Annotated in this window: 14 protein-coding genes and 1 tRNA gene; 3 read left to right on the forward strand and 12 right to left on the reverse strand. The window is 44.2% G+C overall.

Going from position 1 to position 13509, the window contains the following annotated elements:
* From csm3 to cas10, 3 genes are all read right to left on the reverse strand, one after another.
* A partial coding sequence (gene csm3 / locus TDIS_RS09155; RefSeq protein WP_068671560.1) for a type III-A CRISPR-associated RAMP protein Csm3 occupies window positions 1–664 on the reverse strand: 664 nt, incomplete at its 3' end.
* A 17-nt stretch (window positions 665–681) separates the two neighbouring features.
* Window positions 682–1077: a type III-A CRISPR-associated protein Csm2 gene (gene csm2 / locus TDIS_RS09160; RefSeq protein WP_068671562.1), complete on the reverse strand. Its 396-nt coding sequence runs from the start codon at window positions 1075–1077 to the stop codon at window positions 682–684.
* Window positions 1070–3490: a type III-A CRISPR-associated protein Cas10/Csm1 gene (cas10, locus tag TDIS_RS09165; RefSeq protein ID WP_068671564.1), complete on the reverse strand. Its 2421-nt coding sequence runs from the start codon at window positions 3488–3490 to the stop codon at window positions 1070–1072. Before cas10 ends, csm2 begins: the two co-directional genes overlap by 8 nt.
* A gap of 296 nt (window positions 3491–3786) precedes the next feature.
* On the opposite strand from cas10, the gene TDIS_RS11320 reads away from it, so the two are divergent.
* The 3 genes from TDIS_RS11320 to cas6 all read left to right on the forward strand — a co-directional run bounded on the left by TDIS_RS11320 (window position 3787) and on the right by cas6 (window position 8882).
* Entirely contained in the window at window positions 3787–7443 is a 3657-nt protein-coding gene (locus TDIS_RS11320) for a tetratricopeptide repeat protein (RefSeq protein WP_068671568.1), read from the forward strand.
* 120 nt (window positions 7444–7563) lie between these two features.
* Window positions 7564–7974: a CRISPR-associated protein Csx20 gene (csx20, locus tag TDIS_RS09175; protein WP_084271051.1), complete on the forward strand. Its 411-nt coding sequence runs from the start codon at window positions 7564–7566 to the stop codon at window positions 7972–7974.
* A complete protein-coding gene (cas6, locus tag TDIS_RS09180; protein ID WP_068671570.1) occupies window positions 7971–8882 on the forward strand; it encodes a CRISPR system precrRNA processing endoribonuclease RAMP protein Cas6 in 912 nt (303 codons plus the stop codon). The genes csx20 and cas6 overlap by 4 nt, the downstream gene beginning before the upstream one ends.
* A 154-nt stretch (window positions 8883–9036) precedes the next feature.
* Here the strand turns inward: cas6 and TDIS_RS09185 are convergent.
* The 9 genes from TDIS_RS09185 to TDIS_RS09225 all read right to left on the reverse strand — a co-directional run bounded on the left by TDIS_RS09185 (window position 9037) and on the right by TDIS_RS09225 (window position 13448).
* Window positions 9037–9114, reverse strand: a tRNA-Glu gene (locus TDIS_RS09185).
* Between the two features lie 146 nt (window positions 9115–9260).
* Window positions 9261–9617, reverse strand: coding sequence for a hypothetical protein (locus tag TDIS_RS09190; protein ID WP_068671572.1), 357 nt, complete (start codon window positions 9615–9617; stop codon window positions 9261–9263).
* A 393-nt stretch (window positions 9618–10010) separates the two neighbouring features.
* Entirely contained in the window at window positions 10011–10223 is a 213-nt protein-coding gene (locus TDIS_RS09195; protein ID WP_068671630.1) for a hypothetical protein, read from the reverse strand.
* Window positions 10224–10359: 136 nt separating this feature from the next.
* Window positions 10360–10572, reverse strand: a complete 213-nt coding sequence (locus TDIS_RS09200; protein ID WP_068671574.1) for a type II toxin-antitoxin system HicA family toxin — start codon at window positions 10570–10572, stop codon at window positions 10360–10362.
* Entirely contained in the window at window positions 10565–10783 is a 219-nt protein-coding gene (locus tag TDIS_RS09205; protein ID WP_068671576.1) for a type II toxin-antitoxin system HicB family antitoxin, read from the reverse strand. The genes TDIS_RS09200 and TDIS_RS09205 overlap by 8 nt, the downstream gene beginning before the upstream one ends.
* Before the next feature lie 77 nt (window positions 10784–10860).
* Complete coding sequence (locus TDIS_RS09210) at window positions 10861–11118, reverse strand: ParE family toxin-like protein (protein ID WP_068671578.1); 258 nt, start codon at window positions 11116–11118, stop codon at window positions 10861–10863.
* The gene (locus tag TDIS_RS09215) at window positions 11118–11318 is read right to left on the reverse strand and encodes a hypothetical protein (protein ID WP_068671580.1); all 201 of its coding nucleotides are present in this window, start codon (window positions 11316–11318) and stop codon (window positions 11118–11120) included. Before TDIS_RS09215 ends, TDIS_RS09210 begins: the two co-directional genes overlap by 1 nt.
* A 160-nt stretch (window positions 11319–11478) precedes the next feature.
* Window positions 11479–12972 (reverse strand): AAA family ATPase, encoded by a 1494-nt coding sequence (locus TDIS_RS09220; protein WP_068671582.1) that lies wholly within the window; start codon window positions 12970–12972, stop codon window positions 11479–11481.
* Window positions 12973–13115: 143 nt separating this feature from the next.
* Window positions 13116–13448 carry a hypothetical protein gene (locus tag TDIS_RS09225; RefSeq protein WP_068671584.1) on the reverse strand — a complete coding sequence of 111 codons (333 nt, stop codon included), beginning with the start codon at window positions 13446–13448 and terminating at the stop codon, window positions 13116–13118.
* Window positions 13449–13509: the final 61 nt, after the last annotated feature.

A 13509-nucleotide genomic window follows, 5' to 3' on the forward strand; every position in this document is an offset into this window, starting at 1 on the left:
CCCCCAGATAGTCCATTTCTAAAAGTTCCAAGGCCTTTCTCAAATTTTGGAGATCATCCTTCATTTCTTCCTCATTTTCTACCGTATACACTAGTTCCATCTTAAATTCCGTTCCTCTGGGAACCCTTTCTAATTGGCGGGGATTGGCGGAAGCGGTAACCCGATCTAGGCTATTTTCCCATTTCCATTCCGCATAAAGCAGGCCGGTTTCTATGTTTTCAAGCTTTTCCCTTGACTCGTCGGTCATAAAAGCATCCCTTACGATAAGACGCGCCGGCCAGTTTCGGCCTCCTTTCTTATTTTTAGTAGCGCCAAATAAACGACATATAGGACAATATTTACTACCGGGAAAGTTTTTACTATCGTCTGGCTCCCAGTCGTCACATTCATGTCTTTTCGTTCCACTTCCTCCAGAACGATTAGGAAAAATAGAATATGTTTGTCCGTTAACTTCGCAAAATGTGTATATTTTTTCCAACAAACTTCTTAACTTACCCTTAAGCGAACTGCCCGGAATATAAGGTTCTCTAGTCAAAGGATCGCGAACCACCGGAGAATCTATAGCACCTATTTCCAAATGTTCCCTGGAAGCCCCTATATGAAGCCCTGTTTCGCAATGTATTATTCCTTCAATTGTTATTTTTCCGAGAACAGGCCTTTCCATTTTACATCCCCCTCATTTTAATCTTGCCCTCCGTAAAACCGGTGATAAGCTACGATAGACTCTATGAAATAGACTAATCTCTGAAAGCTTTCCTTGCTTTGGGCTCCGGCTCTAATAGCAGGATCAAGAACTTCCATTAATGGTTTTAATTTTTCTTCTCTTCCAGCAAGATAAGCCAACTTAGGCCTTAATAAAATAACCTGATCCTTGTCAAATTTAGTTTGAATTTTTCTTATAGCATCTAAGAACTTCCTAATCTGTGTTGTTTTGATGTTGCAGTCTTTTAAAAACTTACCAATTCCTTCCCCTATTTCTACTATTCTTTCAGCGGATAAAACATTTAAATTTTGAAGTTCTTTTTTATATTCGTTTAAATTATCTAATTTAACCTCTCTTTTTCTAGTTTTATTCATTATCTTCCCTCCTCATGCTCATTATTATCCATTGCATAGCTACATGCATTAGTTTCCAGTTCTTTTCAAAATCTAAAGAAAGCAGCCAGTTCTGAAGGGTTAAGTAATCCTTTTTAAGTTTTTCTCGGTCAAGACGGGATAAGAGATAGGCTATGCGAGGGAGGAAGATGGCTTTGTCTTTCTTATCATCCTCTCGAGTAAGCTCTTGAGCTATATTTAAAATCCGATAAAGAAATGCTTTAGAAAAAGGCTCTTTTAAAATTAAAGAAGCTTTTTGAGTATCAGGCTCCAGATACTTTTGCCAGAAATTAAGCATTTCTTTTAAGTTTATAAGGCTTTCGTTAGGTATAACCTCACCGAGAATGAAAAGAGCGTTTTTTTTGGGGCGCAGATCCTTGGCCTTATCTTCTCCGGCTCCGGCAAGACGGGCAAACTGATAAACAGGCATTTTAATAGGCCCGAGAGCAATACCGCCCGACAAGGTCAATTCAGGATTGCCCGTATAAGAAGAAAAGGCTTTAACAATATCTATTGCAGCTTCACATACATCAAGCCAGGCTCCCATGATAAAAAGATCGTCGCCTCCAGAGTAAATAATGGCTACTTTACGTCCATCTTGGTCTATATCTCTCTTAGCCCAGTTAAACCTTTCCGGTGGTTTATAACCCGGCAGATGATTTCTTCCGCAAAGCAGGGTATTCAAATAATACTTAAAGAATAGATTTAAACTTCTTGAAATAGCCGATATCCGGGAAAAAGTTTGATCTTCGGGTAATAAACCCTCCTTAAAAATTCGTCCCAGGTTATCCACATCCATCCGAAGAGCGGACAGCCTGGGAAGCCCAAAACCCTCTTCTTTTATTTTTTCAAATTCCCAAATTCCCTGATAATATCCGCAGGGTAGGAAAGCCTCCGCTCCGGGGGAAAAGTGGTTTACCGCAAAATAGGTATCATCTTGCGGTTTGCTGTCAAATTCATATCCTTTGTTTTCAATCGTAATAACGCCATGATTGTTTATATTTAGATAACTTGAAAATAAATTCTTGTTCTTTCCTGATTGTTGCTGAATGTTTTTACCTAAACGATATTCATCATAACAAGCATCACACAAAATTAAGTTTACATCATCAGACCGATTAGAAATATTTACTTCATCCCGAAAACACACTTCGCAGGCTCCGGGAGCCCCTTCCGCTTCAAGGCAGGAAGGGTGAATAGAAATAGGCTCAAACATGGAGGACAATTGTTCGGAAAACGGCTTTTTCTTGGATTTTTCGAGTTTTTCTGATACTTTTGCAAAAATATCTCCGGCTCTAATCCCCTTTTTTTGAGAGATAAAAACTTCTTCTCCGAAGGGTTCCCAAACAATATGAAGTTCCAGCAGAGCCTCAAACTTCCGCCAAAGCCAGTCATTAATTTTTCTTTTTGTGGTTTCGAGAATGCCCTCAGCGCTTTTGGTGTTAGGCAGAAGGAGATAAAAATGTCCGCCTCCGGAAAAAATGACATTGCAGCGATAAAGCCCCGCCTCGGAAAGGATCCGATTAATAGTGTGTTCCATAAGAAGTTCCAGGAAAAAGGAACGGCCCTTCAGCGAAAGAAGAGCCCCTTTAGAGGAGATGGTATAGATGAAATTCTGAACCCCGGAGAGATCTCCACCCACAAGAATAAAAGGCTGTTGATTCCGGTTAGAGAGCTCTTCGATTACAAATTGATGTTTAATAAAATCTGGCCCATACTTCTCCTCAAGCCATAGATAATAAACCGAACCGATGGCCGCCGTGAGCTTCAAATGATCGAAAAGGGAAATATCCGGCCAATCTTTATATCCTTCTTTGGGCACACATGTTTCTGAAGGAACAAAAGAAAAATATTTTTCTAGAATTACCAGAAGTTTGTTGGGAGAGAGATCGCCATTTTTCGCTATTTCTAAAAAATTTTTTTCAAAATTTTCCAAAAGTTCAGCGTATTTCTCAGGAGTAGTCCTGCTAGGACATTTGGCAGCCGAAGGTAAATCAGGAGAAACCTCTTCCAAAGGCCAAAAAGCGGGATAGGGATCTTGAGGACGTGGATTTTTAAGAGAAATTCTACTGAAGGGAGTGGCCAGAGGCGCATACCAATCCCATTTATAAGGGCCCGTACATTTTCCTTTAGAGGTTTCTCTTTCTCCCGCGGCCAGGTGATCGGCTTTTTGCAGAAGGGCTAAAAGCGGAATCTCTTCGGCTTCTTTTAAATTATGATGTAGTTCTACTAAATATATTATTTTATTTAATGAGTCTCTACCAATTTCTGAAAGCCTTTTTGAAAGCCATTTAGCCCCTTCTTCCGAATGATTTTTTCCGGAGTGCCCTTCTTTAGAACGTAAAATAATTTTACCTATGTCATGAAGAAAGCAGGCATTAACAAAGCCTTTCATTTTTTCTCTACCTATTTTTCCGGCTTACCAGCGTGAAAGGTTCCGGGCGCAAAGAGGTCCCCTGGCAGGCATCCCCCAGAAACATAGGCGTTACGATGCGGCAGGTGAGAGTAAGGTGAACTTGCTTCCCGAACCTTCGGTGGAGGATCTCGCCCCCCTTCGCCCCCATAATTTTTTTATTACTCGGTATTTCCTTGGAGTCAATAGAACAAGCTTCCAGTTTTTCGCAATTCGAGTTTTTGCGGCCCTATCCGGGGAAAGGTAAAATCCATTTAAAAACTAAAGGAGCTACGGCCATGGAGGATACACTGCTTTTACCCCTGGAGAGACTGGAGAAATGTCTCAGACATCCTAGCCCGGTGGTGAGGATCTGGGCCTGGGAGAGGCTGGAGACCATATATCCTGAACGGCTGTCGGAATTTGTCCCCCTGGCCTTAGAGGAAAAGGACCGGCTGGTGCTGGAGGAGGCCTTGAGGGCCTTCCGGGATAAGGCCTCTTCTATTTCTCCCGAAGATCGGGAAGCCCTGCAGGCAAACCTTCTTGAACGGCTGCAAGAGGAAAAAAGCCCTGATCTCCTTCTTGTGAGCCTTCAGCTCTTCGGAGTCCTTGGGGTCTTGACCACGGTATTATCGGAAAATCCTTGGCTTGTAGAAAGAATATTCGGTGACGAAAAATTCGCTCCTCTTTTCTTCCATAGGGTGCTATTCCAGCTTCCTCTCTCCGAAATAGAGGCCTTTCAGAGCCTTCTGGATCAGCCCATTCCGGAATGGGAGGCCTATCTTGCGGGGAACCGGATATGGAACACCGCGGATCCCTCTCCGGTAAAAGAGGTTTATGCCCATCTCCGGGAGCATCTTCCCTATATCCTTCTGGGACTCCAAACTACCCTCACGAAAGAGGATTATTTTTTGGATATTCTTCCGGAAAAGGAACGCGAGAGCTTCAAAAACCTTGAGAATAAAAGAAATCGCCGTCGGGTGAGGGCCTTCATAGAGGAAGAGTTTGAGAAATTGCGAGAGGAAGTGGTGAAGCGGCGAGGGGAGATCAATCTCCGGCGTCATCTGGAAAGACCCCGCAGCCTGGGAGTGGTCTTCCGCACGCTGGAAACCCTGCTCGCGATCTCGGATGGCGACCTCTCCGAACCGGTGGTAGAAAGCCTGGGACTCCTCTTCCTGACCCTCCTCTGGGGAAAACCTCTCCTCGGCCTTCCGGAAAACCTCTCCCGGGAGGAACTCCTGGATCTCTACTTTGAAGAGACGCACCCCATCTTTCCGGAGGACGAGGATCTGCGGAAGAAGATCCTGGCCCTTCTCGAAACCGATAAAGACCTTAAGGAAGTGCTGAGACAACGCCTTCGGAAGGTCTTTTCTGAAGATTCTTACGGAGCAGAACGGGGAGTGAACCTCGTACGGGAATGCGGAAAGACCTTTCTCCCGGAGCTCCTGGACTTCTTTGAAAAGTCGGTAAAAGAAAATTTCCTGGACAGAGAATACATCGAAGAGGCCCTCGTGCCCTGGATTCGGGAAAAGGAGGTCCGCCGGAGACTCCTGGAGATGGCGGAAAAATACGGCGATCACACCATTTTCTTTATTCTCGAACACTATCCCACCTCCGAGGCGGCTCTTACCCTGGCTAGGGACTTTGAGACCTGGATCAAAAGAGATTTTGAGTCCCTGGGGTGGCTCTCCAGCTTCTTTCCCCATCCGGAGCTCTGGAAGAAGATGAAAGAAGCTCTGCATCCCTGGGTTCGCGATTGGAAAGAGACCTTCGTGATCTTTGCCCATCTATTCGAGCCCGAATTTCCGGGGCTCGAAGAACTGGAAAGAGAAACCTACCACGAAATGAAAGAAGACACGGCCATTCTCCTTGAGGAAAAGATTCCTCCTTCTTCACCAATGGTTCTTACTCTTGCCTGTGAGGTCTGCGGTTATTACTTCCCTTTTAAGCCCCGGGTGGTGCTGGTAGGAGGGGAGGAGCCGGACCTTCCGGAAAAGGTGGTGTGCCCCCGGTGCGGAGCGGAGGAAAGATTTTCTCTTCCGAAGAGGGAAAAGGCCCATCTGACCGCCCAAATGTGGCGTCTTCTTGAGGAGAAGCAGGAATTTGAGGAATGGAGGGACGGGATACTTCCCGTGGAAGGGTTGATAATAAACATAAAAGGGCAAAAACGAACCTTCAGCCGGTATCGTGAGGCCCTGGAGCATTATCGGCACATGGTGGAAACCCATGCCCGGGATCCGGAGGTCCTGAGCGGCTACATTCACCTGCTCCTTAAGGGAAGGCGGCTTGAGGAGGCAAGGGAGGCCCTGGAACGACTCAAGGTCCTGGATCCCGCCTGTGTGGATCATGCCTATCTCTGGGCCATCTATTATCGTCTGCGAAACGAGCCCGAAAGGGCCCTTGAATTTTACCGAAAAGCCCTGGAGGCCCTGGCCCGAAGGGCTCCCTTCTATCGGTTCCATCCTCAAGATCCCGCCGAGACCTTAAGGGCCATCTTCTTCGAGGCCCGGGACTATGCCAGGACCACAGGCAAGCCTTTCTCCATAGATGAAGATCTTCTTCGCGAAAGGAAAAAGGTGGGCCGCAACGATCCCTGCCCCTGTGGGAGCGGGAAAAAGTACAAAAAGTGCTGTATGAAAAAGCAAGAAGTCGCCCGCGAGAAACAGAGTGCCCAGAGTCCGGAGGAGAAGAGGGCCTTCCGGCTATACGAAGGTTTTGTAATCCGCAAATACAAGCAGGAGCTTCTGGCTTTTCTTGAGGAATGGATTCCGCGTCTTGAAGAAATAAGCCGGGAGCAGGATCCAGACCGGGACTGGATTCCGTTTATAAGTGAAATGTTCCTTTTTCTGGGACGGGGTAGATCCGGAAAGCCTGTAGTGGAGGAATTTCTGGAGAGCAAGGGACGCAACCTTTCAGAGGCCGAAAAGGCCATCCTGGCCTCGCTTCGCAAGGCCTATCCCGGGCTCTATGAAGTCCTGGATGTGGACGAGGACAAGGGGTACCTCCTTCTCAGGGACCGAATCACGGAGACGAGTTTCCCGGTGCGGGACTATTCTTTGGCCAAACAACTTGCTCCGGGAGAAAAGATCTGGACCATGCTCTTTCGAGCCGGAGACCACTGGCGCCCCTCACGGGTTGCCCTCCCCGTTCCCGTTTTAAGTGAACCGCAGGTCTATCAGAAGGTGCGTGAGATGTTTGAAGCCTCCGGGGAGAAGGACTATCCCTCCTTCGCCAGAAAAAAGGCCCCGGAGATCTTCCTTGAGGTGGTGAAAATCCTCTTTGCTCCGCTGGAAATCCGTTTTATCACCCCCGAGGGCGACGAGGTGGTGCTGGTGCGGGCCCATTATGAGCTCCTGTCCCCCGAAGTGGAAGACCTTTTCCCCACCGGTGATTTCATTCGGGGAGAGGAACACGAGTACATCCTGGTGGAGCCGGCGGAGGGAAGCGTATGGAGTGCCGGGAAGCTTTCATCCCGCAAGGAGGAGTTCCGGCCCGGCACCCTTGTGCTCCAGAGCCGTTATCTGGGGAAGTATCTGGAGATCGGGCGGGTGGAGTTTTTGCCGGAAAAGGGCCGGGTAAGGCTTGAGGCCCTCTCCCGTCCCCGAATGGAGCGTCTGCGGAAGGCCTTTGAGAAGGTGGCCGGAGAGGGGGTGCGTTTCCTCTTGGAAGAAATCTCCGATTTCGAGAAGTTCATGAAAGGTGTTCCCAGGGAAGGAAAAGAGATCCCCGACGAGGAGGCCGCGGAGCTTCGCTGGCTGGAGTATCTGGCCTGGCTGGACACCCCGGAGCCGGAGCTTGAAGGACGCACCCCACGCGAAGCCTGGCAGGACCCGGATCTCAGACCCCGCGTAGAAGAAATGCTCCGGCGATTTGAGGCCCTGGAAAAACACCAGAAACGGGAAGGGCGCAAACATCTCAATATCCGGAAACTTCGTCCGCTTCTGGAAAACGCGTAATACAGTATCCCATAGCCTGTGCAGATTGCTTTGCTCTGAGACCGGCCAGGCTCAAGAAGGCCAAAATCTTTACCGGGGGGCCGAAATTTGAAAAAGTCGGAAAAGAAAGAGTAAAAATAGATGGTTGCAGGTAAAAGCGGCTTGAGGAAGGTCCTCCTCATTTTCTCCCATCACCTCACTCCGGATCAGGAGCGGGAACTGAGGGAGGAATGGAAGGTAGGGGAATTCGTGGAACTTCCCCCGGAACTCCAAAAGCTCTGGGCCGGGGTGCCTCCGGAGGCCGAAACTCTTGAGCCATATCTTGAGCCCCTTTTTTGCTGGATGGCCGGGGTTGCTCGCCCCGGAGACCTCGCCTTCATCCAGGGAGAGTTCGGGGCGGTCTATCTCACGGTGAGGCGGGCGCTTAAGCTAGGCCTTACGCCCATATACGCCACCTCGCGCCGGGAGGTCCGGGAAAAGTACCTTCTTGACGGCTCGGTGATCCAGGAGAGGGTTTTCAAACACGTGCGCTTCAGGATCTACGGGAGATGATCTGGCTTCCTTTGAATACTTTTTATATCTATTTCGAGGCTGAAGAACCGGAAGCCTTACCGGCAAGACTATTTTCTACCTTTCGGGGGGCCTTCGGCCGGGCCCTGAAGAGGCTCTCCTGCGTGGCGAGGAAGTACAAGACCTGTCTCGAATGTCCTCTATGTCTGGATTGCGCCTACGGGTACCTCTTTGAGACCCCGAGACCTCCCGAGGCCGAGCGCCTGCGGAAATATCCCTATATAGGGCATCCCTTCGCTTTTGCTCCGCCCTTTCCCTATGAAAAGAAAAATCCCTTACAGGTAAGGACGACTCTGGTGGGGCGTGCCCTGCGGTTCTTTCCGCATGTAGTTTTGGCGTTTGAGGCCCTTGCCAAAACCGGACTCGGGAGAAGAAGGGTGCGCCTTCGGTTAATTTCCGTAAAAGAAAAGGACACAGGGCGGATGCTTTATGGTGAGGGAAAAATCTGGAATCCAGAGCCGTTTCCGCCACCGAGAGAAAATCCCTCTGTTGAAAACCTTGCTATAAAGTTCCTTACCCCTACCTCCCTTCGATTTTCTCGAAGAATCGTAAGGCCGGAAGACCTTGAGTTTCACATCCTCATCCGCAACCTCCTGCGTCGGGTCTCCATGCTCTCGTATTTTCACGCCGGGACCCCGCTTGAGGTGGACTTCAGGGGGCTCATCGCCCGGGCAGAAAGAATAAAGACCGTAAGCCGAAAGCTTTCCTGGGTGCGATTCAAAAGGCGTTCGGCCCGCACCGGAGAGACTCATCCCCTGGAGGGATTCGTGGGCGAGGTGGAGTTTACGGGAGATTTTGGCCCTTTTGCTGAACTACTTCACCTGGGAACCTACGTGCAGGTGGGCCGCCACACCAGTTTCGGATTTGGATGCTATGGAATTAGACAATAGATAATTACGTCTGAAGCTTTCCGGGAAGTTTAAGGGCTTTTCTTACGAAGGAGCCCTCAGGCTTACTATTGGTGAATCCATCAGGCTACCAGGTCAAAAATCGCCTCTAACCGGGAATAAGTAGTTTCTAGGTCCGCAAGAAATCAATAAAAAATGGCGTCCCCGGCGGGATTTGAACCCACGTTGCCGGCGTGAAAGGCCGGTGTCCTGGACCTGGCTAGACGACGGGGACGCCGCCTTTTCCTTAAAAGCTTTTATGTCTCCTTTCTCAAGTGGGCCGAGCAGGATTCGAACCTACGCTTCTTAGCTTAAAGCCCTGCCCGACACGTCCGAATCTTAATCAATCTTAGTATTTCTGTCAATATCTGAGGGAGGAAGTTAGGCCGCGGCCGGAACCTCGGAGGAAGAATTCGCGCGGGAGGCCAGCTTGCGGGCGTAGTAGTCCCTCACGGCGCGAAGCACCTCCACGAATGTGGCATCCTTCAGGCCCAGCTCCGGCACCTCGTAGCGCCCGGGAATGTTGAGCCGACGGGCCTCGGAAAGACAAATATTGAGGTCATAAACCGGATCTTTAATGAAAGCTAAACTGTAACCCACAATACGCCCCTCAGCATCCTCGCTAATTTGATGCCCAATCTCTCCGGTAAGGGGGCTGTCTTCCCCTTCCTCGTCAGGGGAAAGGAGATGGAACCCTACAAAATCTTCTTTGAAATGGAGCCTGACGCGGTTTTTCATTTACGATAAAGCTCCTTGTTTTGAAAGATAATTCCTTTCCGCAAGACGGTAAAGATACGCCGATCCTTACGCCCCGCCACTACACATGAAGTGCCCCCCATTTTTGACACAACCTTTGTGTTAGGCGAAAATACTAGGAAAGGAGGGGGTCACTACACGTCCGCTGAAGCGAATTGTTAGGACTTTATAATCTTTTCATATTCCGAATGTTTACCAATCCAAAACCAAACAATTCCTTCTTCTATTTCTATCCCTATGGCTCTATATTTTCTACCAATCCGCACCGACTAGTAATTAGCAACTTTCTTCAAATGCAATGATGGATGGTACGGATCTTTCTTAAGGAGTTCAAAATTCTTATCGGCCAATCTTTTGACTTCTTCGGGTAACCTCTCATATTCTTTCCAAAAAGAGGGGCTGGCATATGCCGGCCCGGAAATCTTTAATGGCTTGTTCTGCTAATTTTTCTAGTTTTCCTAGTTTTACATCTCTTTCGAATTCTTTATCCCAAAGTTCCTGTTCAAAATCTTCTATCCACTCTAAGAGGATTTTTAGATCATTTTCTGGCAATTTTTTAATGTTTTCGATAATTTCGTGGACTTGCATGAAATCGGCCCCCCAGAAAGATTCGATTCTATTTAAAATTTTAACCAATCAAGATAAAATAACCAAATATTTTAATTTCTCCTAACGCCCAAACTCAGCGGCGGCGCCAGTCGGCGCCGTCCGCTGAAACGAGTTGTTAGATTAAATTTTCTTTTTCTTCACCAATAATTTCAAATAATTGCTTTACAATCTTAGGATGTAATATCTTTCCGCTATGGAAGGGTAAAACAAAACGTTTGTTTTCTTTCATGTAAATCCTATGACTTCCTTTACTCCTAATCAATTTAAAACCTGCTTGTAATAATAACTTTTCGGCTTCAACAGCAGTTAATCTTGGTAGTTTAGGCAACCCTTACCTCTAAAGAAGTAGTCAAAATCTCCTTGTTTAATAAAATTCTTTTTTCTTCTTCATCCAAAGTTTCTAAATATAATTCTACAGCTTCTTTAATATTTTCTAGAACTTCATCTAAAGTATCCCCCTGTGTATGACAACCTTTTAATTCAGGACAATAAGCATAGTATCCAAATTCATCTTTTTCTATTATTACTGTAACTTTCATATTCTACCTCGAATTTATTTTTTTCTAACGCCTCAACTCAGCGGCTCGCTGTTAAGCGGGTCCGCTGAAGCGGGTTGTTAGGTTCTTCTTATCATTTTCTCATAATCATCGTGTGTTCCGATCCAAACCCAAATGTAATCATTTCCGTCTTGGATTGCTAAGGCTCTGTAATAATCAGTTATTCTTACAGACCAAAATTTTCCAACCTTTTTAAAGTGCAGAGATGGATGATGTGGATTCTTTTTAAGTAATTCGAATTGTTCCTTTGCTCTCTGTTTAACTTTTTCAGGCAAGGCTTCAAAATATTTCCAAAATCTAGAAGTTGCTTTATGCACTAGATATCTTTTAACTTCCCTTCTCGCTTTTCCTCAAGGGCTTCTTCAATTAGAAAATCCAAGAGACCTTTTCGAGAGTCTTCTTCAATTTTTTTATCCCAGTTTTCCCAATCTTTTTCTAGAATCCATTTTCGGAGCTCGATAAATTCCCGTTCCGGCAACTTTTCAATTATGGATTTGATTTCTTCTACCGAGATCATTTAACTTCTCTCCAAACTAGATTTATTTAAATTTTTAAGCTATTTTCAGAAATATTTCAACTTAACGCTAATTTCAGCGGCGGCTATAGCCGTCCGCTGGAGAGGCTTGTTAGAAGTTTTTATTCTTAAATCTCATGTTTAAGTCCTTTTATATTTTTACTTAATTATATTTTACCTTGGATTCTACATAAATTATTGCATTTTCTAATGATTTATTAAAATCATCCACCAACTGTTTATTTTCCTCTTTCCATCTTTTAAAAACTTTTGCACATCCTTTCCCCCAATATTTCTTTTGTTCACTAAACCACTTTTTCATTTTTTCACGATTATCAGTATTAGGTTTATTTGCAAGAAAAATTTCTTTTGTATATTGACCAATTGTTCCCCAAAATTTATCTTCTGGAGATAATGATTTTAAAAAATCATAAATAACATTTTCCGGTCTTTTTTCACCAGGCAAATATACAACATTTTTATATCTGCTTTTTTTCTTATCCCCATCTAAAACAATTATACTATAAGGAAATGTTGGAGCTTTATGTTTAAGAAGATTTAAATAATTTTCAGCACCTAAATTAAGATTAGAAATTTTAACTCGTTTTCTTAGCTTTGGATCTATTATATTTCGCAGAAATATTCTAGCTTCTTCGTCCTCTGTATATAAATTTATTTTAGGATTTTCATGTGTTGGACATATTTCATAGCGTAAAGCAGATATAATTTGTTTTAACTTATTTAAATTTTGATATGGAATTACTTTTTCACCTCGTTTTTCAAGGAAAAGAAAACTTATATCGCTTGAATTTGAAAACATTTTATCCTCTAACATTGTCAAAATATCAGTTGAGTGGGTTGTAAAAATAATTTGAATTTTAAATTCTTTCGAAAATTTTAAAAACACCTCTAATAATTTTCTTTGTGCTCCTGGAAATAAAGTAGCATCAACTTCATCTATTAATAATATTCCCCCTTTATATTTATCTTTTAATCTATCCTTAAGTTTTTTAAAAGACAAAATAGCTGTAAGTATTTGACCTAAATTATCTTCTCCAGCAGAATTGCTGAAAGCATCATGTGTTTTATGAGAGGGCGAATAAAATCTTTTGTGCTGTGTCTTAAAATCTTCAATATTGATTAATTCTTCTGATGCAAAGATTAAGTTGTAATAATGCTCATACCACTCTTTATCAGAATTCTCTATTTTTAATGGTTTAAGATTTATATCTTTATCTTTTTCACGAGCAATAGGAAACAACCTTTCTAATCCTAAATATATTACAGGCAAATTGATTTTACCTTCACCAGCTGCTTTTTTACCAACATGAATTCTAAATCTTTTTTCTGTCTCATTGTATCCTCTAAAATATGCTTTACGAACTGTATTATCATCGAAAATCACTTCATAGTCATATTTACTGTTTTTCTCATGCTTGAGAGAGAAACGGAATATTTCGCTAAATTCTGTAGCAAATCTTCGACCTAACAGAGTTCGTTGAGTACCTTTAAAATCGAAAATGTGACCTATTAATCCTAAAAGTGCTGATTTCCCCGTACCATTTCTTCCAGCAATAACTGTGATTTTTTTACCCACTTCAAATTCAATATTTTTAAGATTTCTAAAGTGATGGATTTTTACACGTTTAATTCTCATCAAATCCCCCCTTCTAATTATATTTCTTTTAAAGTTTCCTTGATTTTCTAAACAATTTTTTCAATTTCTGTTTTTTCTTCTAACGCCCAAACTCAGCGGCCGGCAGTCTCGCCGGTCCGCTGAAGCGGGTTGTTAGGAATATTTTATTTAAAATCTTTATTTTCTACTAACCAACTATCGTCTGGTTTATAACCATTTTTTATTGCAGCATTATAAAACTGAGTAAATCCAGATATGGCTTGGTTTAATGCTAAATCTTCAGTATCGTTCCATGGTCGGCTAGTAATATATGGTCCCGCTTGCAAAGGAGTATGAATAAAATGACTTTGATAGAATTCATAATATCCAGTTCTGATATTTTTGTATATTTTTATGGTAATAGTTTTCGAAATACCATCTAAAGAAAATTTATACTCTGATACTAATACTTTAGCTTCATTAATTATTTCATCTTTAAAAATTTCTTCAATTTCCATAAAAAACCTCCTAACGCCTAAACTCAGCGGCCGGCGATTATCGCCGGTCCGCTGAAGAGGT

Source organism: Thermosulfurimonas dismutans (genome assembly GCF_001652585.1).
GTDB classification, from domain to species: domain Bacteria; phylum Desulfobacterota; class Thermodesulfobacteria; order Thermodesulfobacteriales; family Thermodesulfobacteriaceae; genus Thermosulfurimonas; species Thermosulfurimonas dismutans.

Excerpts from the sequence above, each read along its gene's own strand:
- TDIS_RS09225 (WP_068671584.1), bottom strand. The coding sequence starts at position 13,448 with ATGGAAATTGAAGAAATTTTTAAAGATGAAATAATTAATGAAGCTAAA.
- TDIS_RS09195 (WP_068671630.1), bottom strand. The coding sequence starts at position 10,223 with ATGCAAGTCCACGAAATTATCGAAAACATTAAAAAATTGCCAGAAAAT.
- TDIS_RS11320 (WP_068671568.1), top strand. The coding sequence starts at position 3,787 with ATGGAGGATACACTGCTTTTACCCCTGGAGAGACTGGAGAAATGTCTC.
- TDIS_RS09190 (WP_068671572.1), bottom strand. The coding sequence starts at position 9,617 with ATGAAAAACCGCGTCAGGCTCCATTTCAAAGAAGATTTTGTAGGGTTC.
- csm2 (WP_068671562.1), bottom strand. The coding sequence starts at position 1,077 with ATGAATAAAACTAGAAAAAGAGAGGTTAAATTAGATAATTTAAACGAA.
- TDIS_RS09220 (WP_068671582.1), bottom strand. The coding sequence starts at position 12,972 with ATGAGAATTAAACGTGTAAAAATCCATCACTTTAGAAATCTTAAAAAT.
- TDIS_RS09215 (WP_068671580.1), bottom strand. The coding sequence starts at position 11,318 with ATGATCTCGGTAGAAGAAATCAAATCCATAATTGAAAAGTTGCCGGAA.
- cas6 (WP_068671570.1), top strand. The coding sequence starts at position 7,971 with ATGATCTGGCTTCCTTTGAATACTTTTTATATCTATTTCGAGGCTGAA.
- cas10 (WP_068671564.1), bottom strand. The coding sequence starts at position 3,490 with ATGAAAGGCTTTGTTAATGCCTGCTTTCTTCATGACATAGGTAAAATT.
- TDIS_RS09205 (WP_068671576.1), bottom strand. The coding sequence starts at position 10,783 with ATGAAAGTTACAGTAATAATAGAAAAAGATGAATTTGGATACTATGCT.
- csx20 (WP_084271051.1), top strand. The coding sequence starts at position 7,564 with ATGGTTGCAGGTAAAAGCGGCTTGAGGAAGGTCCTCCTCATTTTCTCC.